We start from the raw sequence: 26,183 nt of genomic DNA on the forward strand, positions 1-26,183 counted from the left end.
TTCTGTGCAACACCAGCGGAGAATCTTGCAGATTATTTTTGCGAGGTTTTTACGGGCGAGACAGGAGCCCGGGAACCAGGCTCCTGAAGGAGGTGATCAATGACCGAAGATGTCGACTTTTTTCGCCCTTTTCTCGTGGCGTTTCTCGATGGCGGTCTTGGCCGGTTTCTTCTTCGCGGCTTTCTTCGAATCCATACCTTTGGACATGATGCGTACTCCACTCAGAGGGGATGTGAGATCAGGTATACACCTATCCCGGCGAGCACGTTGTTTTATAATCCGCGGCTTTTGCACCGGCAGTCCGATTCATGACCGACATCCGTTACAACCAGCTCGACGACCTGTCCTGGCCCTTGATGAACAAGTTCTACCGCCAACATCAATCGTCGATGAAAGCGGTGCGCGAGGCGCAATTGTGGGTGGCAAGGCGCGAGGAAATCGTGGCTGCGTTATGTCTGCGACTGGTGTCAGGCGGGTATTGGCTGACCGGGTTGTTCGTCGACCCGACCTGCCGCGAACAGGGTATTGCCGCGCAATTGATTGCCGAAGCGGTGAAGGACGTCGAGGCGCCTGTCTGGTTGTTCTGCCACCCGGATCTGCGCGGTTTCTACGAACGGCGCGGCTTCACTTTCGACCCCGCCCTGCCCCAGGCGATGGCCGAGCGCTTGAGCCGTTATGCGCGGAGCAAGCCGATGATTGCCATGGAGCTTGCGCCGCGCGCGGACTAGTCAGTCGTCGGCGTTGGGGTCGAGATCCGGGAACATCACTTCGGTGTAACCGAACTTGCTGAAATCGGTAATGCGCGACGGGTACAAGCGCCCGATCAGGTGGTCGCACTCGTGCTGCACCACCCGCGCATGGAACCCCGAGGCCACGCGCACGATCGGCTGCCCCTTGGGATCGACACCTTCGTAGCGGATCTGCTGATAACGATCTACCGCGCCCCGCAGGCCGGGCACCGACAGGCAACCTTCAAAACCCTCTTCCATCAAGGGACTCAACGGCGTGATCAGCGGATTGATCAGGATCGTCTGCGGCACGGCTTCGGCGTCCGGGTAACGTTCGCTGTGCTCGAAGCCGAAGATCACCAGTTGCAGGTCGACGCCGATCTGCGGCGCGGCCAGGCCGACACCGCCGACGCTTTCCATGGTCTGGAACATGTCGTCGATCAGTTGCCACAGCTCAGGGCTGTCGAGCATCTCGGCGGGCACCGGCGGGGCAATGCGCAGCAGGCGTTCATCGCCCATCTTCAGGATTTCACGGATCATGATCAGGCTTCGTCTGTGTTCGGGTTGAGCGAATGATCGCGCCCAAGTCCGGAAACGTGTTGTTTGGGATGTTCATCGAGTTCGCCGGGGACTTTCTCGCCCGGGTCCTTGCCCTCGCTGGACATGTGTTCGATCACGGCATTCATCTCCGCGCCCAGCAACAGCACGGCGGCGGAAATGTAGAAATACAGCAACAGCACGATGATCGCACCGATGCTGCCATACATGGCGTTGTAGTTGGCGAACGTCTTGACGTAAAACGCGAACCCCAGGGACGCGATGATCCACACCACCACCGCCAGCACCGAGCCCGGGGTGATGAAACGGAATTCCTGCTTGACGTCGGGCATCACGTAGTAGATCAACGCGACAGCCACCATCATCAGGATCACGATCACCGGCCAGCGAGCGATGGTCCATACGGTGACGATGAAGTCTTCCAGACCGACCTGCCCGGCGATCCAACCCATCACCTGCGGCCCGAGCACCATCAGCGCGGCAGCGGCCAGCAGCATGCCGGCAATGCCGACGGTGTAGATGATCGACAGCGGGAAGCGCTTCCAGATCGGCCGGCCCTCGACCACGTCGTAGGCCGCGTTCATCGCGCTCATCATCAGGCGCACACCGGCGGACGCGGTGTACAGGGCGACGACGATACCCACGGACAGCAGACCACCCTTGGATTGCTGCAACTGGTCGATCACCGGGTTGACCTGCTCCAGCGCCTGGGGCGGCAACACCAGCTCCGATTGCAGGCGCAGCCAGGAGAAGAAGTCCGGCAGGTGCAGGAAACCGATCAGGGCAATCAGGAACAGAATGAATGGGAACAGCGAGAACAGCATCTGGTAGGCCAATGCCGAGGCATAGGTCGACATCTCGTCGTCCATGAACTCGGTGACGGTGCGCACGATGACCCGGTGCAGGGGCAGGCCTTTCATGTCGGGGAAAATCATTCGCGTCTCCTTTCGCCGCAAAACAGGTTGAAGTCGTGGCGACTCAGGGGCCGTTTTTCTCTCATCAAAGTAGCTTACTTGGCGACTTTGAAACACTGTGATCCGTGACTGTATGTGAACGGGACACGAAAACGGCCATCCTTGGATGGCCGCTTTGTTGTTTCGTTCAAGGCTGGATCAAGCCTTGTCGACGCCTTTCTTGATCGCGTCCTTGGCTTTGCCCACCGCTTGCTGGGCCTCGCCTTTCTTCTCTTGCAGTTTGCCTTCGACTTGCAGTTTGGTGTTGTCGGTGGCTTTACCGATGCCCTGCTTGACGTTGCCGACCGCTTCGTTGGCCATGCCTTTTACTTTATCGCCTGTGCTACTCATGGTGTTTCTCCTTGGTGCATTGAAGGGGAAAAGTCAGTACGTAACGATTGACTGGCCCGGTTTGCGCCAAGTTTCATTTATTTTCAGGGCTTCATTTCGTCGCGGCGTGCAGGTTGCGCTTTATGTTTGCGAGCGTAGCCCCGAGAATGCCCACCATAAGGGCGCCAGGCGCCACAGAACCGATCCCGCAGGAATGTTATGAAACTCGATAAAAAGCAGGCCATCGCCCGTCGCAACCAGGAACTGGGCGGTGCCGTGCTCGGCACCAACAACTGCCACTTCGCCGAACTGAACCGCAACCGCAACATCTGGTGGTTCGATCTGCCGGTGTCGCGTCTGGCCATTGGTCAGTACGAGTGGATTCACCTGTTGATGCACACCCCGGCCACCGACGAACTGCTGCACCTGAAAGTGCCGACCGTGTTTCTGCGCGAGAAGCTCGAAGGCCTGGTGATCCGCAACGAAGGCAAGCGCAAGGCTGCCCTGAGCCTGGAACTGAGCGCCGACAAGGACTCGTACCTGCAGGACATGCGCCCGGCAGGCACCAACGTGAACTTCGCACCGTTCCGTCAGTAAGCGATTCCTGCACCAACAAAAAGCCCCGCATCTGCGGGGCTTTTTATTTTATGCGGCGTTCTTCGCCTTGATCTTCTTCAGCTCTTCGTCGCGCAACTCGCGACGCAGGATCTTGCCGACGTTGGTGGTCGGCAGCGCATCGCGGAATTCCACCGAACGCGGCACCTTGTAGCCGGTGACGTTGGCGCGCATGTGCTCCATCACCGTTTCCTTGGTCAGCGTGACGCCTGGCTTGGCGACGATGAAGATCTTGATCGCCTCGCCCGACTTCTCGTCCGGAATACCGATGGCCGCGCACTGCAACACGCCCGGCAGGGTCGCCAGCACGTCTTCCAGTTCGTTCGGGTACACGTTGAAACCGGAGACCAAGATCATGTCTTTCTTGCGATCGACAATGCGCATGTAGCCGTCCGGCTGGATCAGCGCGATGTCACCGGTCTTCAGCCAGCCCTCGCTGTCGAGCATCTCATCGGTGGCTTCCTGACGCTGCCAGTAGCCCTTCATCACTTGCGGGCCCTTGACGCACAGCTCGCCGATTTCACCCAGCGGCTGCTCGACGCCGGCATCGTCGATGACTTTGCACAGGGTCGACGGCACTGGAATGCCGATGGTGCCGATCTGGATGTTCTGGATCGGGTTGACCGTAGCCACCGGGCTGGTTTCGGTCATGCCGTAACCTTCGCAGATCGGGCAACCGGTGACCGCTTTCCAGCGCTCGGCGGCGGCCAGTTGCAACGCCATGCCACCGGACAGGGTGACTTTCAACGCCGAGAAATCCAGCTTGCGGAAACCTTCGTTGTTGCACAGGGCCACGAACAGCGTATTGAGGCCGACGAAACCGCTGAACTTCCACTTCGACAGTTCCTTGACCATCGCCGGCAGGTCGCGCGGGTTGCTGATCAGGATGTTGTGGTTGCCGATCAGCATCATCGCCATGCAATGAAAGGTGAACGCATAGATGTGGTACAGCGGCAGCGGGGTGATCAGGATCTCGCAACCTTCGTTGAGGTTGGAGCCCATCAGCGCCTTGCACTGCAACATGTTGGCGACGAGGTTGCGATGGGTGAGCATCGCGCCCTTGGCCACGCCGGTGGTGCCGCCGGTGTATTGCAGCACCGCGACGTCGCCGCTGTCCGGGTTGGCTTCGGCGACCGGCTGACCCTGGCCCTTGCTCAGCACGTCGTTGAACTTGACGGCTTTTGGCAGGTGATAGGCCGGCACCATTTTCTTCACGTACTTGATGACGCTGTTGATCAGCAGACGCTTGATCGGCGGCAGCAGGTCGGCGACTTCGGTGACGATGACGTGTTTGACGCCGGTTTTCGGCACCACGGCTTCGGCCAGGTGCGCCATGTTGGCCAGGCACACCAGCGCCTTGGCACCGGAGTCGTTGAACTGGTGTTCCATTTCACGCGCGGTGTACAGCGGGTTGGTGTTGACCACGATCAGCCCGGCACGGATGGCACCGAAGACGGCGACCGGGTACTGCAACACGTTGGGCAGTTGCACGGCGATTCGATCACCGGGCTGCAAATCGGTATGCTGTTGCAGATAAGCGGCAAACGCACCGGACAATTCGTACAGTTCACCGTAGGTGATGGTCTTGCCCAGGTTGCTGAACGCCGGTTTGTCGGCGAAGCGTTGGCAGGATTGCTTCAACACTGCCTGAATATTCGGGTACTCGTCTGGATTGATGTCGGCAGCAATTCCAGCGGGGTACTTATCCTTCCAAAAGTCTTCGATCATGGAAGCCCACTCCTCAGCAACGCGAATTCAGCACCGCATTTGATGCGATTATTATTGGTGTTTGTTTATTGGTGAGTCTGGCTTTTTACAAGGCCGAGAAGTCACAAAGCGCGCCGAGAGTAGCAGCTTTGCCAAGGGTCGACTAGAGCCAAAAGCGGCCCCTACAGTCATTTTCATGACTCAAGAACTACTGGCAGTCATTTTAGAGCAAAAATCCTATAACTCTCTGAAAGCCCCGGAATTCCGGGACAAAAAGCAAAAGATCGCAGCCTTCAGCGGCTTCAGGGAAGCCACCAGAGGCTGCGATCTTCAGGCCTCAACGCAGATGCGTCAGGCGCGGCCACTCACCGATCAGGCGATATCGCGCAACTCACGCCGCAGAATCTTCCCGACAGGCGTCATCGGCAACGACTCACGCAGCACGATGTGTTTCGGCACCTTGTACGCGGTGAAATTCTCTTTGCAGTAGGCCTTCAGTTCTTCCAGGCTCACGCCGGTTTCCCGTGCCACCACAAACAGCTTCACCGCTTCCCCGGAACGTTCGTCCGGCACGCCGATCACCGCGCAGTTGGCGACTTTCGGGTGGGCCATCACCACGTCTTCGATTTCGTTCGGGTACACGTTGAAACCGGAGACGATGATCATGTCCTTCTTGCGATCGACGATACGCACGAAACCGTCCGGGTCGATCACCGCAATGTCGCCGGACTTGAACCAGCCCTCGGCATCCAGCACCTCGGCGGTGGCCTCGGGTTTCTGCCAGTAGCCCTTCATGATCTGCGGGCCCTTGATGCACAGTTCGCCGCGCTCGCCCAAAGGTTGCTCGACGCCGTCGTCATTGATGACTTTCAGCCGAGTGCCCGGCACCGGCAGACCGACCGTGCCGATTCGTGAAAGATCGCCGTAAGGGTTGGTGCAGGCTACCGGCGAAGTTTCGGTCAGGCCGTAGCCTTCGGTGATGCGGCAACCGGTGAGCTGCTCCCAGCGCTCGGCGGTGGCCTTGACCAGCGCAGTGCCGCCGGAGTTGGTGAGCTTGAGGGTGGAGAAATCCAGGGTCTTGAAGTCCGGATGATCCATCAGCGCGACGAACAGCGTGTTGAGCCCCAGCAGCGCCGAGAACTTCCAGTTCTTCAGTTCCTTGATGAAGCCGCCGATGTCTCGCGGATTGGTGATCAGCACGTTGTGATTGCCGGACACCATCATGCACATGCAATTCGCGGTGAAGGCATAGATGTGGTACAGCGGCAGCGGCGCGATCATCACCTCCTGACCTTCGCGCAGCAGCGGCTGGCCGTCGCTGCCGAACTGGCCGAGACAGGCGCGAACCTGCTGCATGTTGGCCACCAGATTGCCGTGGGTCAGCATCGCGCCCTTGGCCAGGCCGGTGGTGCCGCCGGTGTATTGCAGGACGGCGATGTCGTCCAGGCCGACCTTCAGCGGCTTGATGCCCAGGCCCCGGCCCATGCGCAAGGCGCTCTTGAAGGAAATCGCCTGGGGCAGCGAGTACGCCGGGACCATTTTCTTCACTTTGCTGACCACGGTGTTGACCAGCCAGCCCTTGGCGGTGGGCATCAGGTCGCCCATCTTCGCTTCGATCAGGTACTGGATGTCGGTGTCCGGCAGCACTTCCTGGACCTTCTGGCCGAACATGTTCAGGTACACCAGCGCCCGGGCGCCGGAGTCCTTGAACTGGTGACGCATCTCCCGCGCGGTGTACAGCGGGTTGGTGTTGACCACGATCAGCCCGGCGCGCAGCGCGCCGAACACGGCAATCGGATAATGCAGGACGTTGGGCATCTGCACCGCGATGCGATCCCCTGGCACCAGATCGGTGTGGGCTTGCAGGTAACCGGCGAACGCGGCGCTCTGGCGCTCAAGTTCGGCATAGGTCAGGGTCACGCCCATGTTGCTGAACGCCGGGCGATCAGCGAATTTCTTGCAGGAACGCTCGAACACCTCGATCACCGACTTGAACTCACCCACGTCGATGTCCAGGGGTACGCCCGCCGGGCGTTTGTCATTCCAGAAATCAGGTTGCATTGTTCTTGTCCTCTTTACCTGAGCCGATCCGGGGCCGCTTCGCTGTCATTTTTCTCTTGTCCTTGAAAAAGCCGAAAGCAAAAAGCGGGGCTTCACGGACACTAGCAGCTATGGTCATTCAGGCAAATATGGGCGACGTCCTCATTGATCGTGTGAATCTTCCAGCCGTGGTGTGAGCTGATCGGACGCGCTATACAATGCAACCTCTGCTGGCCCCTGCAGCAAAAGCATGCAGCAAAAGGAATCGCCATGATCCACGACACTTTCTGGCTGGACGCGAGTGACCGCAGCCGCCTCTTCGTCAACCAATGGTTGCCGAACGCGCCGCTGAAGGCCCTAGTTCTTCTGGCTCACGGCATGGCCGAGCACAGCGCTCGGTATGCGCGACTGGCCGAGTCGTTCTGCGCCGAAGGTTACGGTGTTTACGCGCCCGATCAGCGCGGGCATGGCAAAACCGCCGATCATGGGACGCTCGGGCATTTCGCCGATGACGATGGCTGGTGCAAGGTGGTCGGCGATCTCGCGAGCCTCAACCAGTTCCTCGGCCAGCGTCATCCGGGCGTGCCGATCGTGCTGCTCGGGCACAGCATGGGCAGCTACATCGCGCAGGCTTATTTACTGCATCACAGCGCCAGCCTGCACGGCGCAATTCTCAGCGGCTCGAATTTCCAGCCGGTGGCGCTGTACCGCGCAGCCCGGCAGATCGCCCGGTTCGAAAAGCTGCGCCAGGGCGCCAAGGGCCGCAGCGCGCTGATCGAATGGCTGTCGTTCGGCTCGTTCAACAATAAATTCAAACCGGCGCGCACCGCGTTTGACTGGCTGAGTCGCGACCCGGCCGAAGTCGACAAGTACGCCACCGATCCGCTGTGCGGCTTTCGCTGCACCAATCAGTTGTGGATCGACCTGCTCGGCGGGTTGCAGCAAATCAGCAAAGCGTCCAATCTCGCCCAGATCGACCCGGGCCTGCCGCTGCTGGTGATTGGCGGCGAATGTGATCCGGTGAGCGAAGGCAAGCGTCTGACTGATCTGGCCAATGCCTTGCGCTCGGCCGGCAGCCACAATCTGCAACTGAAGATCTACCCGCAGGCGCGGCACGAATTGTTCAACGAGACCAACCGCGACGAAGTGACCGCCGATGTGCTGGCCTGGATCGACCAGGCCCTGAGCCATCGCCGACCGCACCGCAGCGAATAATTTTTTGTGGATTCATTTAATCCGTCACAGGAATCAAGACCGATGACCCAGGTTACCAACATCCCTTACGAAGCCCTCGAAGTCGGCCAGACCGCCAGCTACAGCAAGACTGTCGAAGAGCGTGACATCCAGCTGTTCGCCGCGATGTCCGGCGACCACAACCCGGTGCACCTGGACGCCGAGTTCGCCGCCGCCAGCATGTTCAAGGAACGCATCGCCCACGGCATGTTCAGCGGCGCGCTGATCAGTGCGGCCGTGGCGTGCGAGCTGCCTGGGCCGGGCACCATTTATATCGGTCAGCAGATGAGCTTCCAGAAGCCGGTAAAGATCGGCGACACCCTGACCGTACGCCTGGAAATCCTCGAGAAACTGCCGAAATTCCGCGTGCGCATTGCCACTCGCGTATTCAACCAGCGCGATGAATTGGTCGTGGACGGTGAAGCCGAGATTCTGGCTCCGCGTAAACAACAGACCGTTACCCTGCCGACCTTGCCGGCGATCAGCATCGGCTGATCAATCTCGGTTAAATCCGGACACAAAAAAACGCCAGACTAGCTGGCGTTTTTTCTTGGCCTCGAACGCTTAAGAGCGTGCGCGAGCCTGGTTACGCAGGGCTTTCACTTGATCGTGATTACGTTGCACGCCGTGGTACTGGCGTTCGACCAGATCACGGATGCCCACCAGGTTGTGCTTGTTGATCTTCTCGATCGCTTCACGATAGGCCTTCAGGGCATGGTCTTCACCGCGCTCGGCTTCGTTGAGCACCGCTTCTTCGTCCTTGCCGGTAAACACGGCTTTGACGTCGACCCAGCGACGATGCAGATCGCCGCTGACGCTGGTGGAAGTTTCCGGATCGCCACCCATTGAACGCACGGTCGCCTGCAATTCGGCGGCAGCCGTAGCGCAGTCGGCGGAGCGTTTCACGAACAGGGTTTTCAGTTCAGGGTGTTTGATGTCTTCTGCACAGGTCTTGAACCCTTCCTGACCGTCCTTGCTGGTTTCAATCAGGTCGTTGAGGACGGAGATGGCTTCTTTATTGAGGTCAGTCATTTTTCAATTCCTTGCGTTCGGTGGAAGGTGCAAGGAGTGTTGCAGTGGCCGTGCCAGTTTTTTCTATTGAATTTATTCTTTTATTTTCAATAAGTTACTCATAAAGACGAAATCTGTATGCCTGTTATTTGCATGATCTGTCATTTGGCCTGCATGCAGAATGCCTGTATTTTCCAGACTGTTTTGAACTCAGACGATCCGTGCAATGAATCCCGAAAAACTCGAACTGCTGATTACCCGCGAAATGCCCTTCGGCAAATACAAGGGACGGATCATCGCCGACCTCCCCGGCCCGTACCTGAACTGGTTCGCCCGGGAAGGTTTCCCCCACGGCGAACTCGGCGGCCTGTTGGCGCTGATGCAGGAAATCGATCACAACGGCCTGTCGGAGCTGCTTGAACCGCTGCGCGCCAAACATGGCAAACCCGCCCCGCGCCACTGAGGCGCATCCTGATCCGAGTCGACCATGCCCGATAACACCCGCCGCGCCCGAGACGAAGCCTTCTGGCAAACCTTCGCCGACCGTTACGACCGCCACCCCGGCCCCGTGAACCTGGAAAACGGCTACTTCGGACGCATGTCGCGCACCGTGGTCGAGGACTACCAGCGCCACATCGAGCTGATCAACAACAGCAACTCGATCTACGTGCGCCAACGCTTTGAACAGCACGACAGCCTCGACATCCGCGCGCAACTGGCCGAGTTGATCGGCGTGCGTGCGCAAAGCATCGCCTTCACTCAGAACGCCACCGCTGGCCTGCAGTCGCTGATCCGCAACTACAACCGTCTCGAACCTGGCGATCAGGTGCTGATCTGCGATCTGGAATACGACACGGTCAAGGGCGCCATGCGTTGGCTGGCCCGCCATCGCGGGGTCGAGGTGATCGAGATCGAGCACACGCACCCGGCCAGCTTCGACAGCCTGCTGGCGACCTACCGCGAAGCCTTCACTCGCTATCCGAAGCTCAAGCTGATGGCGCTGACCCACGTCACCCACCGCACCGGACTGGTGATGCCGGTGCAGGCCATCGCCTCGCTGGCCAAGGAACATGGCGTCGATATCATCCTCGATGGCGCCCATGCCCTCGGCCAGATCGAGTTCGATCTGGAAGCGCTGGGCATCGCCTTCGCCGGGTACAACCTGCACAAATGGATCGGCTCGCCGCTGACCCTGGGCTTTCTGTATATCGCCCCGCAACGCTTGGCCGACATCGACCCGGACATGGGCGAGATGCATTTCCCGCTCAACGACATCCGCTCGCGCACACCCCACAGCACGCCGAACATTCCGGCGCTGATGACCCTGCCGCTGGTGTTCGAGGAACACCGCTCACTCGGTGGCGCGGCGGCCAAGGGCGCACGGGTCAATTACCTGCGCAACCTGTGGGTCAGCGCCGTGCGCAATCTGCCGGGCATCGAAGTCACGACCCCGGACGATCCACGTCTGTATTGCGGCATCACCTCGATGCGTTTTACCCGGCATGCCGACCAGCAGGCGATGGTCGAACGCCTGCTCAGCGACTACAACCTGTTCACCGTCGTGCGCAACGGTGCAGCCTGCGGGCCATGCATCCGTATCACGCCGTCGTTGACCACGACGGCGGCGGAGATCCAGTCGCTGGTTCTGGCGCTGAATGAACTGCGTTAAACCGTGTACTTGTCGAAGTCCTCGGGCTTGATCTGCGACGACACCGCAAAGGTGTCGATGCCGATCGTGAGGTGGCCGAAGTAACCGTCCTCGTGGGAGTCGCGGCCGATCGGCCAGACGCTCAGGGTCGAGGCCTCTCCACCCATGTTGGCGTAATAGACATCGTTGGCATTGCACACCGGTACCGAGCCGCGCCCGCGATACGCCTTGGCGTTGAGCACCCCGCGAGAAACCACCTCGGGAAAATACAGCTGCCCGACCCAGGCCACATTGCGCTCGTCCAGGTATTCGTTGCCGGCGACGATGCGCACCGCCACGTGAATGTGCAGGGCACGTCCGGCATAAAACCCCGGATAGATGGTGGTGAAGCGCACCCTGCCCTTGTGATCGCTGAACTGACCGCCGCGCAGGTAGGTGTCGTCGTCGGTTCGCGGGATTGAACCGATGTCTTCGACATCGACTTCCTGGTCCGGGTTGACCCGACTCCAGCCGGAATAGGCGCCCCGTGCGTTGCAGTGCCAGATATCCACCAGTGCACCACTGACCGGTTCGGCGGTCATGGCATCGACGATGGTCAGGCGCAGCAGCGAAGGCAGGCCCTCGGCACCTTCGCTGATGTTGCGGCGCAGCAGTTTGGGATTGCGAAAATACGGCCCGGCGACTTGCTCGGGGGCCAGTTGATAAACCGATGGCGCTGAAGGCTGGTTATCCATGACGCGTTCTCTCTTCCATAAGATGAACGCAGGTTAGCGCCACACACCAAGCCAGGTGCGGTAACTATGTATCTCCAGATAACGTATCTCGAGATAACGAAGGTTTTTTGCGGGCAAAAAAAAACGGTGCACCGACCAAGCGCACCGTTAAAGCCGTAGAACACACAACGAAGTGTCAGGAAAAAACTATTTCAGAAACATCAGTCCAGCAGCGCCAGAGCCTCGGCGGTGCATTCCTGAATGCGGGCCCAGTCGCCGTTCTTGATCCACTCAGGATCCAGCATCCAGCTACCGCCCACGCACATGACGTTTTTCAGCGCCATGTAGCTCTTGATGTTGGCCGGGCCGACGCCGCCAGTCGGGCAGAATTTCACTTCGCCGAACGGGCCGCCGAGGGCCTTGATGGCTGCGACGCCGCCGCTGACTTCAGCCGGGAACAGCTTGAAGCGGCGATAACCCAGGCCATAGCCTTCCATGATGCCGGAGGCGTTGCTGATGCCCGGCAGCAGCGGGATCGGGCTTTCGACACTGGCTTCCAGCAGGTCACGGGTGATGCCCGGGGTGACGATGAATTGCGAACCGGCCGCTTCCGCCGCAGCCAGCATGTTGCGGTCGAGCACGGTGCCGGCACCGGTCACCAGCTCCGGGCGCTGTTCGCGCAGGATCTGGATCGCCTTGAGACCGAACTGCGAACGCAGGGTCACTTCCAGCGCGGTCAGACCACCGGCGGCCAGGGCGTCGGCCAGCGGCAGCACGTCCTGTTCACGGGCGATGGTGATCACCGGCAGGATCCGCGCCTTGGCGCAGAGGCTGTCGATCAGGGCAACTTTGTCCGCCATGGAAACGGTCGGGGATGGGGTTGTCATAGCGGCTGTTCCTTGGCTCATGGGCACCAGTAAATCTCTAACGTAGGTTGCAGAAACGCGCGAACCGGCATGGCGGCGACGTCGTTGGATGCCAGTGCGGCATTCAGGGTGGTCAGTTTCGACTGACCGGAAATCGACAGAATCTTGTGCCGTGCCGAGGCCAGCAGTGCCCGGCTCATGGTCAGGCGTTGACGCGGCACGCTTGGCGCCAGCATCGGCCAGCAACGACGAGTGCCATCGGCTTGCAGGGCTTCAGCCAGGTTCGGACTGTCCGGGAACAGCGACGCGGTGTGACCGTCATCGCCCATGCCCAACACCAGCACGTCGATCGGCGGCAACTCGGCGAGCAACCGATCGGCCTGCTCCGCAGCCTGCTCGACGTTGGCCGCCGCGCTGTAGAGACTGAGGAACTGCGCCTTGGCCGCCGGGCCCTTGAGCAGATACTGCTTGAGCAGGCCGGCGTTGCTGTCGGCGTGTTCGACCGGCACCCAGCGCTCGTCGGCCAGGGTCACGACGACCTTCGACCAGTCCAGTTCCTGCTTGGCCAGGTGCTGGAAAAACGCCACCGGGCTACGACCGCCGGACACCACCAGCACAGCGTTGCCGCGCGCTGTCAATGCATCGCTCAACTGCTTGGCGACATTCAGCGCCAGGCCTTCGGCGAGCAACACCGGGCTCTTGAATTCGTGGGCATTCACGCCCGCGGGCAGTTTCACATCAGATATCGCCATACCACGACCTCCCGTCCCGCGTGATCAATGCAATGGAGCTCATCGGCCCCCACGACCCGGCCGCATACGGCTTGGGCGCGTCACCGGACTTTTTCCACCCGGCGATCAACTGGTCACACCACTTCCACGCGGCTTCGATTTCATCTTTACGGACAAACAGGTTCTGATTGCCGTTCATCACTTCCAGCAACAACCGCTCGTAGGCGTCGGGGATCCGCGCGCTGCGCCAGGTGTCGGAGAAATTCAGTTGCAACGGGCCGCTGCGCAGCTGCATGCCCTTGTCCAGGCCTTGATCCTTGGTCATCACACGCAGGGAAATGCCTTCGTCCGGTTGCAGACGGATGATCAGTTTGTTGCTGATCTGCAGGCGCTGCTCCGGGGCGAAGATGTAGTGCGACGGTTCCTTGAAGTGGATGACGATCTGCGACAGTTTCTGCGGCATGCGCTTGCCGGTGCGCAGGTAGAACGGCACGCCGGCCCAGCGCCAGTTGCGGATATCGGCACGCAGGGCGACGAAGGTTTCGGTGTCGCTCTGAGTGTTGGAATTCGGTTCTTCGAGGTAACCCGGTACGGATTTTCCTTCGCTGTGGCCGGCAATGTACTGGCCGCGCACCACTTGAGTGGTCAGGCCTTCCGGGCTGATCGGCGCCAGGGCCTTGAGCACTTTCACTTTTTCGTCACGGATGCTGTCGGCGGACAGGTCGGCCGGCGGGTCCATGGCAATCAGGCAAAGCAGTTGCAGCAGGTGGTTCTGGATCATGTCGCGCAGCTGGCCGGCCTTGTCGAAATAGCCCCAGCGGCCTTCGATGCCGACCTTCTCGGCCACGGTGATTTCCACGTGGGAGATGTAATGCTGGTTCCACTGGGTTTCGAACAGGCTGTTGGCGAAACGCAGGGCGATCAGGTTTTGTACCGTCTCTTTGCCCAGGTAGTGGTCGATGCGGTAGGTGCGGTTCTCCGGGAAGAACTGCGCCACGGCGTCGTTGACCTTGCGCGAGGATTCGAGGTCCGAGCCGATCGGTTTTTCCAGCACCACGCGGGTGTTTTCGGCCAGACCGACTTTCGCCAGGTTCTCGCAGATCGCGCCGTACACCGCCGCCGGGGTGGCGAAGTAGGCAATCATGCGTTGTTTGGTGCCCGCCAGATCGGCCAGCGCCACGTAATCTTCAGCCTTGAGGAAGTCGACGTGCAGGTAGGTCAGGCGCGCCAGAAAGCGCTCGGCCACGGCCTCGTCCAGTTCCTTGCCCACGTAGCGGCGCAGTTCGGCAGCAATGAATGCCATGTGCTGCTGTTCAGTGCCTTCTTCACGGGCCAGCGCGATAATACGCGTGTCCTCGTGCAGCAGGCCGGCGCCATCCAGGTGATAAAGGGCAGGAAACAGCTTGCGCAGGGCCAGATCGCCCAAGGCGCCGAACAAGGCGAAGGTGCACGGTTCAACCGTAATCGAAGGCATGATGTTTGTTCTTTTATCAAGTTAAGCTACAAATACCTTTTTTCAAGGCATCACTCAAGGGAAAATGTAGTAATAACCACAACATTTTCGCAAAATACAGATTCCGAGTGGTGGTCGGTCGGAGCCATCAGTAGGATAGGCCACCGTCACGGGCCACATCAAAGGCCCAATTTGCATAGCCGCGCGCTTATCGGCGCCGGTGAATCTAGGAATTCTTATGGACCGCGTGCGAAATTTACTGGAACAAATCCAGAGTCGCCTTGAAGAGCTGAACAAGGCCGAACGCAAAGTCGCCGAAGTGATCCTGCTCAACCCACAGCAGGCCACCCGCTTCAGTATCGCCGCCCTCGCCCAGGCGGCGTCGGTCAGTGAACCGACGGTCAACCGTTTCTGCCGTTCGTTCGGTGTCAGCGGCTACCCCGAACTCAAGCTGCAACTGGCCCAGAGCCTGGCCAGCGGCGCGGCGTATGTCAGCCGTGCAGTAGAGGCCGACGACAATCCCGAAGCCTACACACAGAAAATTTTCGGCAGCGCCATCGCCTCGCTCGACAGCGCCTGCCAGGCGCTGGACCCGAACCTGATCAGCCGCGCCGTCGACCTGTTGATCCAGGCCCGGCAGATCCACTTCTTCGGCCTGGGCGCCTCGGCCCCGGTGGCTTTGGATGCGCAGCACAAGTTCTTCCGTTTCAACCTGGCGGTGACAGCCCACGCCGATGTACTGATGCAACGGATGATTGCGTCGGTGGCGCACACTGGCGAGCTGTTCGTGATCATTTCCTACACCGGGCGCACCCGCGAACTGGTGGAAGTGGCGCGCATCGCCCGGGAGAACGGTGCTTCGGTACTGGGTCTGACCGCCGAGAACTCGCCACTGGCCAAGGCTAGCACCCTGAGCCTGAACATTCCGCTGCCGGAAGACACCGACATCTACATGCCGATGACCTCGCGGATCATTCAATTGACGGTGCTGGATGTGCTGGCGACGGGGATGACCTTGCGTCGCGGGGTGGATTTCCAGCCGCATCTGCGCAAGATCAAAGAGAGTTTGAATGCGAGCCGGTATCCGGTGGGTGACGAGTTCAACTAGTTCGTGCTGACCGCTCCCACGCTTGCGCGTGGGAGCGGTGACTAAGCCGCAGCCCAAGCCTGCAAACTCAAATGCGCCTTCTCCCCCGGCGCCAGATGCAGACTGTCAGTCCCACCCGCCGCCGCTTCAACACAGACAAATTCCGAGATCTCATCCCAAGTCACGCCCAACAACGGCCGTGCGCCCGGATGCCAGACCACCGTGTCCGCGCTGTCACCGGTATCGATGCACAACTCGCGCTGCCAGGCGTGATCCTTGAGCTGCAATTCGCCGTCGTGCTGGAACACGCGCTGACAGCCGCCATCGACCCGTAATTCGCCTTCCTGCTGACAAATCTCACGGTTCAACTGATCGTAACCCTGCGCCCCTTCGAGCCCAGACAGCGCTATCTCACTCACATCGCCAATACGCCAGTAAGCGTGCAAAGCCTGGCTCAACTGGCACGGCATGTCGTCCTGATGCTCGGTGCTCAGGCGCAATTCCATGCGTTCACCCAGGTGCGCGTGCAGGTCCACCTGCCAGTCGCACAGCTGCAATTGCCAATGCAGGCGCACGCCGTCATCGCTGGTGCTGCTGTCGAGCAGTTTCCAGTCCAATAGTCGCGCCCAGCCGTGGGACGGCCACGCGTTTTCGCTCGGATGACGGCCATACCACGGCCAGCAAACCGGCACACCGCCACGGATCGCGCCGACATGCGGCCACTTTGCCGCGCACCACAGCCACGGTTTTTGCCCGCGCGGTTGAAAATGCAGCAACTGCGCGCCCTGACGACTGAACACCGCCTGACATAGCGGATGGTCGATCACCAGCACATCGCGCATCTGATAGCGCTCCCAGGCGAACACCGGTCGTTCGCGCAAGGATTTGAAGAAGCGTTGCAGCGGATGCTCATGCATGGGCCACGGTTCCAGATTCAACTTTCATGGGCTGCGACGCCCCTTTGCAAAAAAAAGCGGACAGCCTGGGCTATCCGCAAATATGCGCACATAGAGAGGAGCTTATCGCAGACGCGTTAGAACGCAGACTGAATTTTCAGGCCAGCGACCAAAGCGTTGTCCACTTGATCCACACCACCCGGATGAGTGATGTATTGCAGGTTAGGACGCACGGTCAGCCAGTTGGTGACGTGGAAGCCGTAGTTGATCTCGTAGTTGTATTCGGTCTCGCGAATCGGCGAGAACACCGGATTGTCGTAGTCCGAAACACCGTTGGAAGCGTTCAGCAGCTCGGCGTTTTTCTTCACGTCGTCGTTGACATGGATACGCGCGGCACCGATACCGACGTCATCCTTCGGACGTGCATCGAACGGGCCCTTGTAGACAAACATCACCGACTGATAGTTGTCGATGAAGTTGGTGTCCTTGTCGTGGAACGTGGCGTTGGCCGCGATGTTCAGGCCACGGGAAGCGTCGCCGTTGTGGCTGGTGAGTTGCTGTTGCGCAACGAACCAGTAGCCGTGCTTGCTGCTGTGGGTACGGTAGGCGTTACCGGTGGTTGCTGCGTCGTTGCCGTTGATGTCTTCACGGACGTCATTGGCATCAGCCGTGCTCTTGTAGTAACCGACGCGGTATTCGCCCGGCAGGCTGTTGACCTTCGGCGACCAGACCAGTTCGACCGGCAACACGGTACCGGCGGTGCCGCTGCCGCTGAGCTTGAAGCCGTTGCCGTGTTCCAGCTGCGACGGGTTCTGGTTGTACGCGCCGATCTGCGCGTAGAGCTCGTCGTTGATGTTGTACTTCACGCGGATCGCGGCCTGGCTGACGGGCCAGTTGTACCAGATGTTGGTCGCCCAGTTACCCACCTGCGAGCCGCAGAACGCCAGGTTCTGGAATTCGCACGGGAAGGTGTTGAAGTCTTCGCCTTCACCGAAGTAACCGGCCTTGACGTCGAGTTTGTTGTCGAAGAACTGGTGCTGAATCCACAGTTGGGTCAGACGCACCATGTGGCCACGACCGTAGACTTCCTGCGAGGAAGACAGGGTGCCGGCACGCGGATCGCCAACGCGGTCGTTGGAAATGTTCTGACCGTTACGGTTGGTCAGTTGGATCTTGGCCTGAGTGTTGTCCCAGCCCCAGAGTTTTTGCAGGTCCAGTGCCACGCCCAGACCGAACTGGTCGCTGTAGCGGCCGGTCTTGTCGTCGTTGTAGCCGCCATGCAGGTTGGCGCCCATTTCCCCAACGTAGTCGGCCTTGATGTCGATGCCTTGCTCGATCAGCTTGGTCCGCTCACCACCCCAGTCGCCCGTCATCCACTTGGAATCGGAGCTGAATGCATCGGCGGCCATGGCATTGCCGGCCAGAACCAATGCGGCCGCAGCTGACATTTGGCAGATCAACCGGGCATTGACGTGTTTCTTTTTCATCCCTACATCCTCGTCTTTATTGTTATTAACTGTTTTTTTCCAACGCGGTTTACATCCCCTGCAGAAATGAGCCTGTTGCAGGCTCATTCCCACATTGATTTCTTACCGACCTTTGAACTGAGCGACGTTGGCGCTGTGCGCTTCAGTCTTCGGCAGACCGGCAACGCCCAGGCGCTCGCCGCTCTTGGCGTCGAACAGCAGCACTTTCGACGGATCGAATTGCAGGGTCAGGGTCTCACCCACCTGCGGCGCCACGTCCGGGGCCAGACGGCAGCAGACCTTGGTGTCGTTGAGGTTGACGAACACCAGGGTGTCCGGACCGGTCGGCTCGGTGACTTGCACTTCAGCCTTGATGCTCGGCAGGCCGTTGCCCTCGCCGTTCGCCAGAACAATCTGCTCCGGACGCAGGCCGAGGATCACTTCGCGGTCTTCAAGACCGGCGTCCTGCATCGCCATTGGCAGCTCGCAACGGGCCTGGCCGCTGTCGAGCAGCGCCACCAGACGACCATCCTTGCGCTGCAGGCGCAGCGGGATGAAGTTCATCGGCGGCGAACCGATGAAGCTCGCCACGAACAGGTTGGCCGGGTCGTTGTAGATCTCTTTCGGCGTACCGAACTGCTGGATGATCCCGTCCTTCATCACCGCCACCTTGTCGCCCAGGGTCATCGCTTCGATCTGGTCGTGGGTCACGTAGACCGTGGTGGTTTTCAGGCGCTGGTGCATCAGTTTCATTTCGGTGCGCATCTCGACGCGCAGCTTGGCGTCGAGGTTGGACAGCGGTTCGTCGAACAGATAGATCTTCGGTCGGCGCGCCAGTGCACGGCCCATCGCCACGCGCTGTTGCTGGCCACCGGAGAGCTGGCCCGGCTTGCGATTGAGCAGGTGCTCGATCTGCAGCAGCTTGGCCACGCGGGCGACTTCTTCGTCGATGGCCGACTGGCTCATCTTGCGGATCTTCAGACCGAACTCGATGTTCTCGCGCACGCTCATGGTCGGGTACAGCGCGTAGGACTGGAACACCATGGCGATGTCGCGATCTTTCGGGCTCATGCCGCTGACGTCCTGGTCACCGATCATGATCGCGCCGCCGGTGATGGTTTCCAGGCCGGCGATGCAGTTCATCAGGGTCGACTTGCCGCAGCCCGAAGGCCCGACAAGGATCAGGAACTCACCGTCCTTGATCGACAGTTCGATGTTCTTCAGGGTGTCCGGCAGGCCGGCACCGTAGGTCTTGTTTACATTGCGAAGTTCGAGCGTAGCCATGATTACCCCTTGACTGCGCCGGCCGTCAGCCCGCGCACGAAATACTTGCCTGCGACCACATAGACCAGCAGGGTCGGCAGCCCGGCGATCATCGCCGCCGCCATGTCCACGTTGTATTCCTTGGCCCCGGTGCTGGTGTTGACCAGGTTGTTCAGCGCCACCGTGATCGGTTGCGAATCACCGCTGGAGAACACCACACCGAACAGGAAGTCGTTCCATATCTGGGTGAACTGCCAGATCAGGCAGACCATGATGATCGGCGTCGACATCGGCAGGATGATCATGCGGAAGATGGTGAAGAACCCTGCACCGTCCAGGCGTGCCGCCTTGATCAGCGCATCCGGAATGCTCACGTAGTAGTTACGGAAAAACAGCGTGGTGAACGCCAGACCGTAGACCACATGGATGAACACAAGGCCGGTGGTGGTGCTCGCCAGGCCCATCTTGCCGAGGGTGAACGACGCCGGCAGCAGCACGGTCTGGAACGGCAGGAAGCAGCCGAACAGCAACAGGCCGAAGAACAGCTGCGAACCGCGGAAGCGCCAGAACGACAGCACGTAGCCGTTCAACGCACCGATGGCGGTGGAGATGATCACAGCCGGAACGGTGATCTTGATCGAGTTCCAGAAGTAACCGTCAACAGTCGCCCAGGCTTTCACCCAGCCGATGCCGCTGACCACGGTCGGCCAGCTCAGCAGGTTGCCGGTGGAGATGTCTTCCGGGGTCTTGAAACTGGTCAACAGCATGACCACCAGCGGTACCAGATACAGCAGGACCGCGAGGATCAGCACCGCGTAGATCGCGATGCGGCTCAGGTTGATGGAAGGTTTGGCAGCGAGACTAGTCATGGCGCTTGGTCCTCAGCTCGGAGTACAGGTAAGGCACGATGATCGCGAGGATCGCACCGAGCATAAGAATCGCACTGGCCGAGCCCATGCCCATCTGCCCACGACTGAACGTGAACGAGTACATGAACATCGCCGGCAGGTCGGAGGAATAACCCGGGCCGCCGGCCGTCATGGCCGCCACCAGGTCGAAGCTCTTGATCGCAATGTGCGCCAGGATCATCACCGCACTGAAGAACACCGGACGCAGGCTTGGCAGCACCACTTTCCAGTAGATGCGCGGCATGCTCGCGCCGTCGATCTGGGCGGCACGGATGATCGACTGATCAACGCCACGCAGACCAGCGAGGAACATCGCCATGATGAAGCCCGACGCTTGCCAGACCGCCGCGATCACCAAGCAATACACCACGCGATCCGGGTCGATCAGCCAGTCGAGACGGAAGCCTTCCCAGCCCCAGTCCCGCAGCAATTTGTCCAGGCCCATGCCCGGGTTGAGCAGCCATTTCCACGCGGTACCGGTGACGATCATCGAGAGCGCCATCGGGTACAGGTAAATGGTGCGGATGAAGCCTTCACGACGGATTTTCTGGTCGAGGAAAATCGCCAGTGTCACGCCGATCACCAGGGTGATGCCGATGAACATGCCGCCGAACACGGCCAGGTTCTTGCTCGCCACCCACCAGCGATCGTTGTCGAACAGCCGCGCGTATTGCGCCAGCCCTGCCCACTTGTAGTTCGGCAGGAAGGTCGACGTGGTGAACGACAGGACAAACGTCCAGAGGATATAGCCATAGAAGCCCACCAGAACGATGAACATGCTCGGCGCCAGCACCAGTTTCGGTAGCCAGCGCTGCAATGCGTCGAACGGCGAGGCCTTGCTGAACACAGCAACAGAACTCATGGGAAGATCCAGTAAAGAAGATGAGGGACCGCTGCAAGCTGCCAGCCTCAAGCCGATGCGCGACTTGAAGCTGGCTGCTGCTCTACGCTGGTGTTACTTGGCAGCCTTGATGGCGGTGCCGAGTTTCTTCGCAGCGTCGGCCGGGTCGGCTTTCGGGTCGTTGATGTAGTTGGTCACGACATCAAAGAACGCACCCTGTACGGCCAGCGTGGTCGCCATGTTGTGCGCCATGCTCGGCTGCAGGCCGCCGTTCTTGGCGTCTGCCAGGAAGTCCTTGGCAGCGGTCTGGGCGCAGGAGTCGAAACCGTACTTGCCCATGTCGGCGAGCATGTCGTTGCGCACCGGGATCGAGCCCTTGTTGATGCTGAAGACTTTCTGGAAGTTTTCACCCAGCACGACTTTGGCGATGTCCTGCTGACCGGCCGCGGTGCCCGCGTCCTTCTGCTTGAACACGGCCAGGGAATCGATGTTGTAGGTGAACGCCTTGTCGGTGCCCGGGAAGGCTACGCACTCGTAATCCTTGCCGGCGACTTTCTTGGCGGCGGTCCATTCGGACTTGGCCCAGTCACCCATGATCTGCATGCCGGCCTTGCCGTTGATGACCTTGGCCGCTTCCAGGTTCCAGTCCTGGCCTTTGCCGTCCTGGTCCATGTAGGTCGCGACTTTCTTCAGCTCGGTCAGGGCCTTGACCATTTCCGGACCGGTCAGGGCAGCGTTGTCCAGGTCGACCAGGGCTTTCTTGTAACCATCAACGCCCATCACCGACAGCACGACCGCTTCAAACACGGTGCTGTCCTGCCAAGGCTGGCCGCCGTGGGCCAGCGGAATGAAACCCGCAGCCTTGAGCTTGTCACCGGCGGCGTAGAATTCTGCGAGGGTGGTCGGGGCTTTTTCGATACCGGCTTTCTTGAAGACTTCCGGGTTGATCCACAGCCAGTTCACACGGTGAATGTTCACCGGAACGGCTACGTAATCACCTTCGAACTTCACGGTGTCGGAGACTTTCTTGTCGAGCAGGCTGTCCCACTTCTCGGACTTGGAAACGTCCTTCAGCACGTCAGTGTCGAGCAGACCGGTCGACGCCCATTCCTGGATGTCCGGGCCTTTGATCTGGGCAACGCCCGGCGGGTTGCCGGCGACGGCACGGCTTTTCAGCACGGTCATGGCAGTCGCACCGCCACCACCGGCGACAGCGCCGTCTTTCCAGGTGAAACCGTCTTTTTCCACTTGTGCCTTGAGCACATCGACAGCAGCTTTTTCGCCACCGGACGTCCACCAATGCACGACTTCCACCGAACCTTTGGATTCGGCAGCGGAAACACTCAGGGGCAGCACAGCGAGCGGGAACAGGGAGGCGACAGAAATGACAGTAGCGAGGCGAGAAATCGCATTCATCTGAGATGTACCTTTCTTGTTGTTATGCATGCAAGTCTGGTGCTTGCGCTGCACACGAGTTTAAACAGAGCGCTTCCCTTCGCAGGTAACGAAGGGACGCGCAAATGTCACCGCATGGTTACACAGGAACGGGCCGGGACAACTGTGCCAGCGCAGTCGCCATGCTCGGCGCCAGCGGCAGACGCGGGATCAGCACCGCCTGCCAGGCGTGATACAGATCCGGTTTGCCCGCCCAGATATCGGCACTTGGGTGGTTTTGCGGATCGAGTTCGTGATGCCAGCTGCCATCGCAACGGTCGATGAAATTCGCTTCGCAAAATTCCCAGAACAGTCGGTACCAGGTTTCGTACTGCGCATCGCCGGTACGTTTGAGCAAGGCACTGGCAGCAGCGCTGGCCTCGGCGTGGGTCCAGTGCAGGCGATGGCGCACCACCGCTTTGTTGTCCCAGTCGAGGGTGTAGACGATGCCCGGGGCGCCATCGACGTCCCAGCCATGAAGGCAGTTATTCTCGAACAGCTTTTGCGCATCGGTGGCCAGCCAGCCCGGCGTGAGCATCCCGGCCTGGACCCGCGCCGCTTCAAGGTGCAGCAACAGTCGCGCCCATTCGAAACCGTGGCCCGGCGTAGTGCCGTAAGGACGGAAACCGTCGGCGGGATTGTCGTGGTTGTATTCACGCAGCGGCTGCCAGTTTCGGTCGAAATGCTCGATCACCAGGTAGTCGTTGGCGGCGGCGTGACCATGAATTACCCGCTCGACGATGCGCTGCGCACGTACCAGCCAGCGCGGGTCTGCGGTGACATCGGCCAGCGCGAGGAACGCTTCGGTGGCGTGCATGTTGCTGTTGGCGCCGCGATAGGCTTCCTCTTCACGCCAGTCGCGATTGAAGAATTCGCGCATGGCGCCCTCTTCTTCGCTCCAGAAATACGTGTCGATAATGTCGATGGCGTCATCCAGCAACGCCTGTGCGCCAGGACGCTGGGCGACCACAGCGGAACTGGCCGCGAGGGCCACGAAAGCATGCAGATAGGCGTTCTTGCCGGTGTTGCCATCACGGTGTTCGGCAACCGCAAACCAGCCGCCATGCAGCGCATCGCGCAACGGGCCGCGCAACGCCTGGATGCCGTGATCGACCAGCTCGGCAAACCCCGGCAGGCCCTGAATATGGGCCATGGCGAAGCTGTGGGTCATGCGCGCGGTGTTCATGGTTTCGGCTTGCGCACCGGCCTGAAGCTGGCCGCGCTCATCGAGATTGCCGAAGCCTTCGGGCAGTCGCGAAGCCTTGGCAAATGCCAGCAGGCGCAGGCCTTCGTCGGCGAGCCATTGCTGGTGGGCAGGGGCGTTCAGCCAACTGCTGAAGCCCGGATTGAAGTGATCCATGGAAGGCCTTTTTTGTTGTTATGACTGCGGGCAGTCTAAACAACGGGCCGAGGTGGGCTTGTAACGAAGGGGACGGGTTTTGTCACCGATCGGTGACATTCAGATCAATCCGCCGAACGCGGCAATTGCAGGGTCACGCGCAATCCACCCTCACGCAGGTTCTGCAACGTCACTTCACCGCCATGGCTATGAGCAATGTTGCGGGCGATCCCCAATCCAAGCCCATACCCCTGCTGCTGCCCCGCCAGCCGGAAGTGCGGTTCGAACACCTGCTCCAGCCGCTGCTCCGGCACGCCCGGGCCTTCGTCGTCGACATGCAGCACGAACGCACTCTCGTCGTCATCGATATGCAGATGCGCGTTCTGCCCGTACTTCAGCGCATTGTCGATCAAGTTGCCAATGCAGCGCTTGAGCGCCAACGGCTTGCCCGGATACGCCGCCAGCGCCCGCCCCTGCTGGGTGACGCGGCCATTGCCGTTGGGCGCCAGATACGGCTCCACCAGGCAGTCGAGCACATGGTTGAGATCCACCGGCTCGATGTTCTCGTGGATGTCGGTATCTTTCACGCATTGCAGCGCGCCTTTGACCAGCAGCTCCAGCTCATCCAGGTCGCGGCCGAACTTGGTTTGCAGTTGTTCGTCTTCCAGCAGTTCGACCCGCAGACGCAGGCGGGTGATCGGCGTGCGCAGGTCATGGGAAATCGCGCTGAACAGTTGACTGCGCTCGGTCAGGTAACGGCTGATGCGCTCGCGCATGGTGTTGAAGGCGCGGCCCACCTCGACCACTTCGCTGCCGCCACCCTCGGCCACCGGCTCGACGTCGGCGCCCAGCGACAAGTCCCGCGCGGCCCGCGCCAGACGCTTGAGCGGCCGGCTCTGCCAATGCACCAGCAGGCCGATGAACAACAGCAGAAAGCCGCTGGTGAACACGATAAACCACACCTGCTGGGTCGGCAGGCCTTGCTCTTCGAGACTGGTGTAGGGCTCGGGCAACAGCGAGGCGATGTACAGCCATTCACCCGGTGCCAACTGGATCTGGGTCACCAGCACCGGCGGATTCACCGGTTCCAGGGTCAGCGCGTAATGCGCCCAGGAGCGCGGCAACTCATCGAGTTTCAACCCGGCATTGAAGATCCGCAGGTCATCGGGGCTGACGAAGGTCACCAGAATATCGGTGTCCTGGCCCAACGACTGACGCAGCACCTCATCCACCGCCTGAAGCACCGCCGCCTTGCGCGGCGTCACCGGCAACACGTCCATGCCCAGCGGTTTGTCATTCAGCGTCACCACAAAACGCGTGCCGCCCATGCTGCGCAACTGATCGAGCACCAGCGGCCGATAGGCCACCGGCAGCGAGCGGAAATAGCTGACGCTGGCGGTCATCGAATGGGCGAGGCTGCGGGCGCTGGTGACCAGGCCTTCGAGCTGGGTCGCGCGCAGTTGGGACACCCAGATCACACTGGACAGCGTCTGGGCGAACAACACCGCGAGCAACGTCAGCAGCAGCATCCGCCCGAGCAGCGAACGGGGCATCGGCACTTTGCGTGCGGTGTTGCGCAGGAACTCAGTGACCATTGCCGGCAACCACGTTGGCTGCCAGTTGGTAGCCGCTGCCACGCACCGTACGAATCAGCCGCGGCGGCTTTTCGGTGTCGCGCAGACGCTGGCGCAAACGGCTGACGGCCATGTCGACGATGCGATCAAGCGGCATCAGGTCGCGGCCACGGGTGGCGTTGCCGATGGTGTCGCGATCGAGGATTTCCTGGGGGTGATCGAGGAACAGTTTCAACAGGGCGAAGTCGGCACCGGACAGAATCACTTCCTCGCCGTCGGTGTGAAACAGCCGATGGCTGACCATGTCCAGCCGCCACTCGTCGAACGCCAGCACTTCACTGCCGCTGCGTTCCTGACCGAACTGGGCGCGGCGCAGCAGGGCTTTGATCCGGGCTTGCAGTTCGCGGGGGCTGAAGGGTTTGCCGAGGTAGTCGTCGGCGCCCAGTTCCAGACCGATCACCCGATCGGCCTCGTCGGAACTGGCAGTCAGCATGATGATCGGCACCTGAGCCTGACGCGGATGCTGGCGCACCCAGCGGCACAGGCTGAAGCCGTCTTCATCGGGCAGCATCACATCAAGAATCACCAGATCGCTCGGCGCCTCGTTCAGCGCCTGGCGGAAGCTGGCGCCGTCGGCCGTGGCCCGTACCTGAAAACCCGCGCGGGTCAGGTAGGTTTCCAGCAACTCGCGTATCTCCTGGTCGTCATCGACCAACAAAATCGACTTGTTGACTGAACTCACTTCGAAGGCATCCTTGTTGTTGGAATTGGGCGGATTATGCCTGATGT

Annotated in this window: 26 protein-coding genes; 7 read left to right on the forward strand and 19 right to left on the reverse strand. The window is 60.4% G+C overall.

Translation table 11 applies throughout. The annotated features are described in order from the left end of the window. The first annotated feature begins 308 nt into the window (after window positions 1-308). A complete protein-coding gene (locus tag IF199_RS23180; protein ID WP_192558811.1) occupies window positions 309-728 on the forward strand; it encodes a GNAT family N-acetyltransferase in 420 nt (139 codons plus the stop codon). Here the strand turns inward: IF199_RS23180 and def are convergent, their stop codons facing one another. The 3 genes from def to IF199_RS23195 all read right to left on the reverse strand — a co-directional run bounded on the left by def (window position 729) and on the right by IF199_RS23195 (window position 2,590). Then, window positions 729-1,268, reverse strand: coding sequence for a peptide deformylase (def, locus tag IF199_RS23185; RefSeq protein ID WP_096818225.1), 540 nt, complete (start codon window positions 1,266-1,268; stop codon window positions 729-731). A gap of 2 nt (window positions 1,269-1,270) precedes the next feature. Further along, window positions 1,271-2,221 (reverse strand): YihY/virulence factor BrkB family protein, encoded by a 951-nt coding sequence (locus IF199_RS23190; protein WP_096818226.1) that lies wholly within the window; start codon window positions 2,219-2,221, stop codon window positions 1,271-1,273. 177 nt (window positions 2,222-2,398) lie between these two features. Continuing rightward, window positions 2,399-2,590 (reverse strand): CsbD family protein, encoded by a 192-nt coding sequence (locus IF199_RS23195; protein ID WP_096818227.1) that lies wholly within the window; start codon window positions 2,588-2,590, stop codon window positions 2,399-2,401. 198 nt (window positions 2,591-2,788) lie between these two features. On the opposite strand from IF199_RS23195, the gene IF199_RS23200 reads away from it, so the two are divergent. Beyond that, entirely contained in the window at window positions 2,789-3,166 is a 378-nt protein-coding gene (locus IF199_RS23200) for a hypothetical protein (protein WP_007951149.1), read from the forward strand. A gap of 48 nt (window positions 3,167-3,214) precedes the next feature. Here the strand turns inward: IF199_RS23200 and fadD1 are convergent, their stop codons facing one another. Both fadD1 and fadD2 read right to left on the reverse strand, forming a co-directional pair. Then, on the reverse strand, window positions 3,215-4,912 hold the full coding sequence (fadD1, locus tag IF199_RS23205; protein ID WP_096818229.1) for a long-chain-fatty-acid--CoA ligase FadD1: 1,698 nt from the start codon (window positions 4,910-4,912) through the stop codon (window positions 3,215-3,217). Between the two features lie 351 nt (window positions 4,913-5,263). Then, a complete protein-coding gene (gene fadD2 / locus IF199_RS23210; protein WP_192558812.1) occupies window positions 5,264-6,952 on the reverse strand; it encodes a long-chain-fatty-acid--CoA ligase FadD2 in 1,689 nt (562 codons plus the stop codon). Between the two features lie 249 nt (window positions 6,953-7,201). On the opposite strand from fadD2, the gene IF199_RS23215 reads away from it, so the two are divergent. Then, the gene (locus tag IF199_RS23215; RefSeq protein ID WP_192558813.1) at window positions 7,202-8,146 is read left to right on the forward strand and encodes an alpha/beta hydrolase; all 945 of its coding nucleotides are present in this window, start codon (window positions 7,202-7,204) and stop codon (window positions 8,144-8,146) included. Window positions 8,147-8,188: 42 nt separating this feature from the next. Next, the gene (locus IF199_RS23220) at window positions 8,189-8,659 is read left to right on the forward strand and encodes a MaoC family dehydratase (protein WP_003227420.1); all 471 of its coding nucleotides are present in this window, start codon (window positions 8,189-8,191) and stop codon (window positions 8,657-8,659) included. 69 nt (window positions 8,660-8,728) lie between these two features. Here the strand turns inward: IF199_RS23220 and IF199_RS23225 are convergent, their stop codons facing one another. Further along, window positions 8,729-9,196, reverse strand: coding sequence for a PA2169 family four-helix-bundle protein (locus IF199_RS23225; protein ID WP_096818237.1), 468 nt, complete (start codon window positions 9,194-9,196; stop codon window positions 8,729-8,731). A gap of 205 nt (window positions 9,197-9,401) precedes the next feature. Between IF199_RS23225 and IF199_RS23230 the strand changes: the two genes are divergently transcribed. Together IF199_RS23230 and IF199_RS23235 are read left to right on the forward strand one after the other, a co-directional pair. Beyond that, on the forward strand, window positions 9,402-9,638 hold the full coding sequence (locus IF199_RS23230) for a DUF3820 family protein (protein WP_003213031.1): 237 nt from the start codon (window positions 9,402-9,404) through the stop codon (window positions 9,636-9,638). A 24-nt stretch (window positions 9,639-9,662) separates the two neighbouring features. Next, window positions 9,663-10,844 carry an aminotransferase class V-fold PLP-dependent enzyme gene (locus IF199_RS23235; RefSeq protein WP_192558814.1) on the forward strand — a complete coding sequence of 394 codons (1,182 nt, stop codon included), beginning with the start codon at window positions 9,663-9,665 and terminating at the stop codon, window positions 10,842-10,844. Here IF199_RS23235 and IF199_RS23240 read toward each other — a convergent pair. From IF199_RS23240 to zwf, 4 genes are all read right to left on the reverse strand, one after another. Further along, window positions 10,841-11,557: an intradiol ring-cleavage dioxygenase gene (locus tag IF199_RS23240; protein ID WP_192558815.1), complete on the reverse strand. Its 717-nt coding sequence runs from the start codon at window positions 11,555-11,557 to the stop codon at window positions 10,841-10,843. The two genes, IF199_RS23235 and IF199_RS23240, sit on opposite strands and share 4 nt — an antisense overlap. A gap of 200 nt (window positions 11,558-11,757) precedes the next feature. Further along, window positions 11,758-12,423 carry a bifunctional 4-hydroxy-2-oxoglutarate aldolase/2-dehydro-3-deoxy-phosphogluconate aldolase gene (locus IF199_RS23245; RefSeq protein WP_011335602.1) on the reverse strand — a complete coding sequence of 222 codons (666 nt, stop codon included), beginning with the start codon at window positions 12,421-12,423 and terminating at the stop codon, window positions 11,758-11,760. 17 nt (window positions 12,424-12,440) lie between these two features. Beyond that, the gene (pgl, locus tag IF199_RS23250; RefSeq protein WP_192558816.1) at window positions 12,441-13,154 is read right to left on the reverse strand and encodes a 6-phosphogluconolactonase; all 714 of its coding nucleotides are present in this window, start codon (window positions 13,152-13,154) and stop codon (window positions 12,441-12,443) included. After that, the gene (gene zwf / locus IF199_RS23255) at window positions 13,141-14,607 is read right to left on the reverse strand and encodes a glucose-6-phosphate dehydrogenase (RefSeq protein WP_192558817.1); all 1,467 of its coding nucleotides are present in this window, start codon (window positions 14,605-14,607) and stop codon (window positions 13,141-13,143) included. Before zwf ends, pgl begins: the two co-directional genes overlap by 14 nt. A 226-nt stretch (window positions 14,608-14,833) precedes the next feature. On the opposite strand from zwf, the gene IF199_RS23260 reads away from it, so the two are divergent. Further along, the gene (locus IF199_RS23260; RefSeq protein WP_169842436.1) at window positions 14,834-15,694 is read left to right on the forward strand and encodes a MurR/RpiR family transcriptional regulator; all 861 of its coding nucleotides are present in this window, start codon (window positions 14,834-14,836) and stop codon (window positions 15,692-15,694) included. Window positions 15,695-15,735: 41 nt separating this feature from the next. Here IF199_RS23260 and IF199_RS23265 read toward each other — a convergent pair whose 3' ends face one another. The 9 genes from IF199_RS23265 to IF199_RS23305 all read right to left on the reverse strand — a co-directional run bounded on the left by IF199_RS23265 (window position 15,736) and on the right by IF199_RS23305 (window position 26,136). Next, window positions 15,736-16,590, reverse strand: coding sequence for a D-hexose-6-phosphate mutarotase (locus IF199_RS23265; RefSeq protein WP_102621293.1), 855 nt, complete (start codon window positions 16,588-16,590; stop codon window positions 15,736-15,738). A gap of 116 nt (window positions 16,591-16,706) precedes the next feature. Further along, window positions 16,707-18,056, reverse strand: a complete 1,350-nt coding sequence (locus IF199_RS23270; protein ID WP_192558818.1) for a carbohydrate porin — start codon at window positions 18,054-18,056, stop codon at window positions 16,707-16,709. A 102-nt stretch (window positions 18,057-18,158) separates the two neighbouring features. Then, a complete protein-coding gene (locus tag IF199_RS23275; RefSeq protein ID WP_096818249.1) occupies window positions 18,159-19,319 on the reverse strand; it encodes an ABC transporter ATP-binding protein in 1,161 nt (386 codons plus the stop codon). Between the two features lie 2 nt (window positions 19,320-19,321). Continuing rightward, window positions 19,322-20,167, reverse strand: coding sequence for a carbohydrate ABC transporter permease (locus IF199_RS23280; RefSeq protein ID WP_192558819.1), 846 nt, complete (start codon window positions 20,165-20,167; stop codon window positions 19,322-19,324). Continuing rightward, window positions 20,160-21,068: a carbohydrate ABC transporter permease gene (locus IF199_RS23285; RefSeq protein WP_085697145.1), complete on the reverse strand. Its 909-nt coding sequence runs from the start codon at window positions 21,066-21,068 to the stop codon at window positions 20,160-20,162. Before IF199_RS23285 ends, IF199_RS23280 begins: the two co-directional genes overlap by 8 nt. A gap of 93 nt (window positions 21,069-21,161) precedes the next feature. Then, window positions 21,162-22,463: an ABC transporter substrate-binding protein gene (locus tag IF199_RS23290; RefSeq protein WP_192558820.1), complete on the reverse strand. Its 1,302-nt coding sequence runs from the start codon at window positions 22,461-22,463 to the stop codon at window positions 21,162-21,164. A gap of 118 nt (window positions 22,464-22,581) precedes the next feature. Then, complete coding sequence (locus tag IF199_RS23295) at window positions 22,582-23,841, reverse strand: D-mannose isomerase (RefSeq protein ID WP_192558821.1); 1,260 nt, start codon at window positions 23,839-23,841, stop codon at window positions 22,582-22,584. Window positions 23,842-23,945: 104 nt separating this feature from the next. Continuing rightward, window positions 23,946-25,373 carry an ATP-binding protein gene (locus tag IF199_RS23300; RefSeq protein ID WP_173861378.1) on the reverse strand — a complete coding sequence of 476 codons (1,428 nt, stop codon included), beginning with the start codon at window positions 25,371-25,373 and terminating at the stop codon, window positions 23,946-23,948. A gap of 31 nt (window positions 25,374-25,404) precedes the next feature. After that, complete coding sequence (locus tag IF199_RS23305) at window positions 25,405-26,136, reverse strand: response regulator (RefSeq protein ID WP_025112821.1); 732 nt, start codon at window positions 26,134-26,136, stop codon at window positions 25,405-25,407. Window positions 26,137-26,183: the final 47 nt, after the last annotated feature.

This window comes from Pseudomonas allokribbensis, from assembly GCF_014863605.1.
Classification (GTDB): domain Bacteria; phylum Pseudomonadota; class Gammaproteobacteria; order Pseudomonadales; family Pseudomonadaceae; genus Aquipseudomonas; species Aquipseudomonas allokribbensis.

Bases quoted from the DNA above. Each gene is read 5' to 3' on its own strand.
- IF199_RS23270 (WP_192558818.1), bottom strand. From the start codon at position 18,056: ATGAAAAAGAAACACGTCAATGCCCGGTTGATCTGCCAAATGTCAGCT.
- IF199_RS23215 (WP_192558813.1), top strand. From the start codon at position 7,202: ATGATCCACGACACTTTCTGGCTGGACGCGAGTGACCGCAGCCGCCTC.
- IF199_RS23240 (WP_192558815.1), bottom strand. From the start codon at position 11,557: ATGGATAACCAGCCTTCAGCGCCATCGGTTTATCAACTGGCCCCCGAG.
- IF199_RS23275 (WP_096818249.1), bottom strand. From the start codon at position 19,319: ATGGCTACGCTCGAACTTCGCAATGTAAACAAGACCTACGGTGCCGGC.
- IF199_RS23235 (WP_192558814.1), top strand. From the start codon at position 9,663: ATGCCCGATAACACCCGCCGCGCCCGAGACGAAGCCTTCTGGCAAACC.
- IF199_RS23200 (WP_007951149.1), top strand. From the start codon at position 2,789: ATGAAACTCGATAAAAAGCAGGCCATCGCCCGTCGCAACCAGGAACTG.
- IF199_RS23245 (WP_011335602.1), bottom strand. From the start codon at position 12,423: ATGACAACCCCATCCCCGACCGTTTCCATGGCGGACAAAGTTGCCCTG.
- IF199_RS23285 (WP_085697145.1), bottom strand. From the start codon at position 21,068: ATGAGTTCTGTTGCTGTGTTCAGCAAGGCCTCGCCGTTCGACGCATTG.
- IF199_RS23295 (WP_192558821.1), bottom strand. From the start codon at position 23,841: ATGGATCACTTCAATCCGGGCTTCAGCAGTTGGCTGAACGCCCCTGCC.
- IF199_RS23280 (WP_192558819.1), bottom strand. From the start codon at position 20,167: ATGACTAGTCTCGCTGCCAAACCTTCCATCAACCTGAGCCGCATCGCG.
- IF199_RS23290 (WP_192558820.1), bottom strand. From the start codon at position 22,463: ATGAATGCGATTTCTCGCCTCGCTACTGTCATTTCTGTCGCCTCCCTG.
- pgl (WP_192558816.1), bottom strand. From the start codon at position 13,154: ATGGCGATATCTGATGTGAAACTGCCCGCGGGCGTGAATGCCCACGAA.
- IF199_RS23195 (WP_096818227.1), bottom strand. From the start codon at position 2,590: ATGAGTAGCACAGGCGATAAAGTAAAAGGCATGGCCAACGAAGCGGTC.
- fadD1 (WP_096818229.1), bottom strand. From the start codon at position 4,912: ATGATCGAAGACTTTTGGAAGGATAAGTACCCCGCTGGAATTGCTGCC.
- IF199_RS23225 (WP_096818237.1), bottom strand. From the start codon at position 9,196: ATGACTGACCTCAATAAAGAAGCCATCTCCGTCCTCAACGACCTGATT.
- IF199_RS23180 (WP_192558811.1), top strand. From the start codon at position 309: ATGACCGACATCCGTTACAACCAGCTCGACGACCTGTCCTGGCCCTTG.
- IF199_RS23265 (WP_102621293.1), bottom strand. From the start codon at position 16,590: ATGCATGAGCATCCGCTGCAACGCTTCTTCAAATCCTTGCGCGAACGA.
- IF199_RS23230 (WP_003213031.1), top strand. From the start codon at position 9,402: ATGAATCCCGAAAAACTCGAACTGCTGATTACCCGCGAAATGCCCTTC.
- IF199_RS23190 (WP_096818226.1), bottom strand. From the start codon at position 2,221: ATGATTTTCCCCGACATGAAAGGCCTGCCCCTGCACCGGGTCATCGTG.
- fadD2 (WP_192558812.1), bottom strand. From the start codon at position 6,952: ATGCAACCTGATTTCTGGAATGACAAACGCCCGGCGGGCGTACCCCTG.
- def (WP_096818225.1), bottom strand. From the start codon at position 1,268: ATGATCCGTGAAATCCTGAAGATGGGCGATGAACGCCTGCTGCGCATT.
- zwf (WP_192558817.1), bottom strand. From the start codon at position 14,607: ATGCCTTCGATTACGGTTGAACCGTGCACCTTCGCCTTGTTCGGCGCC.
- IF199_RS23300 (WP_173861378.1), bottom strand. From the start codon at position 25,373: ATGCCCCGTTCGCTGCTCGGGCGGATGCTGCTGCTGACGTTGCTCGCG.
- IF199_RS23220 (WP_003227420.1), top strand. From the start codon at position 8,189: ATGACCCAGGTTACCAACATCCCTTACGAAGCCCTCGAAGTCGGCCAG.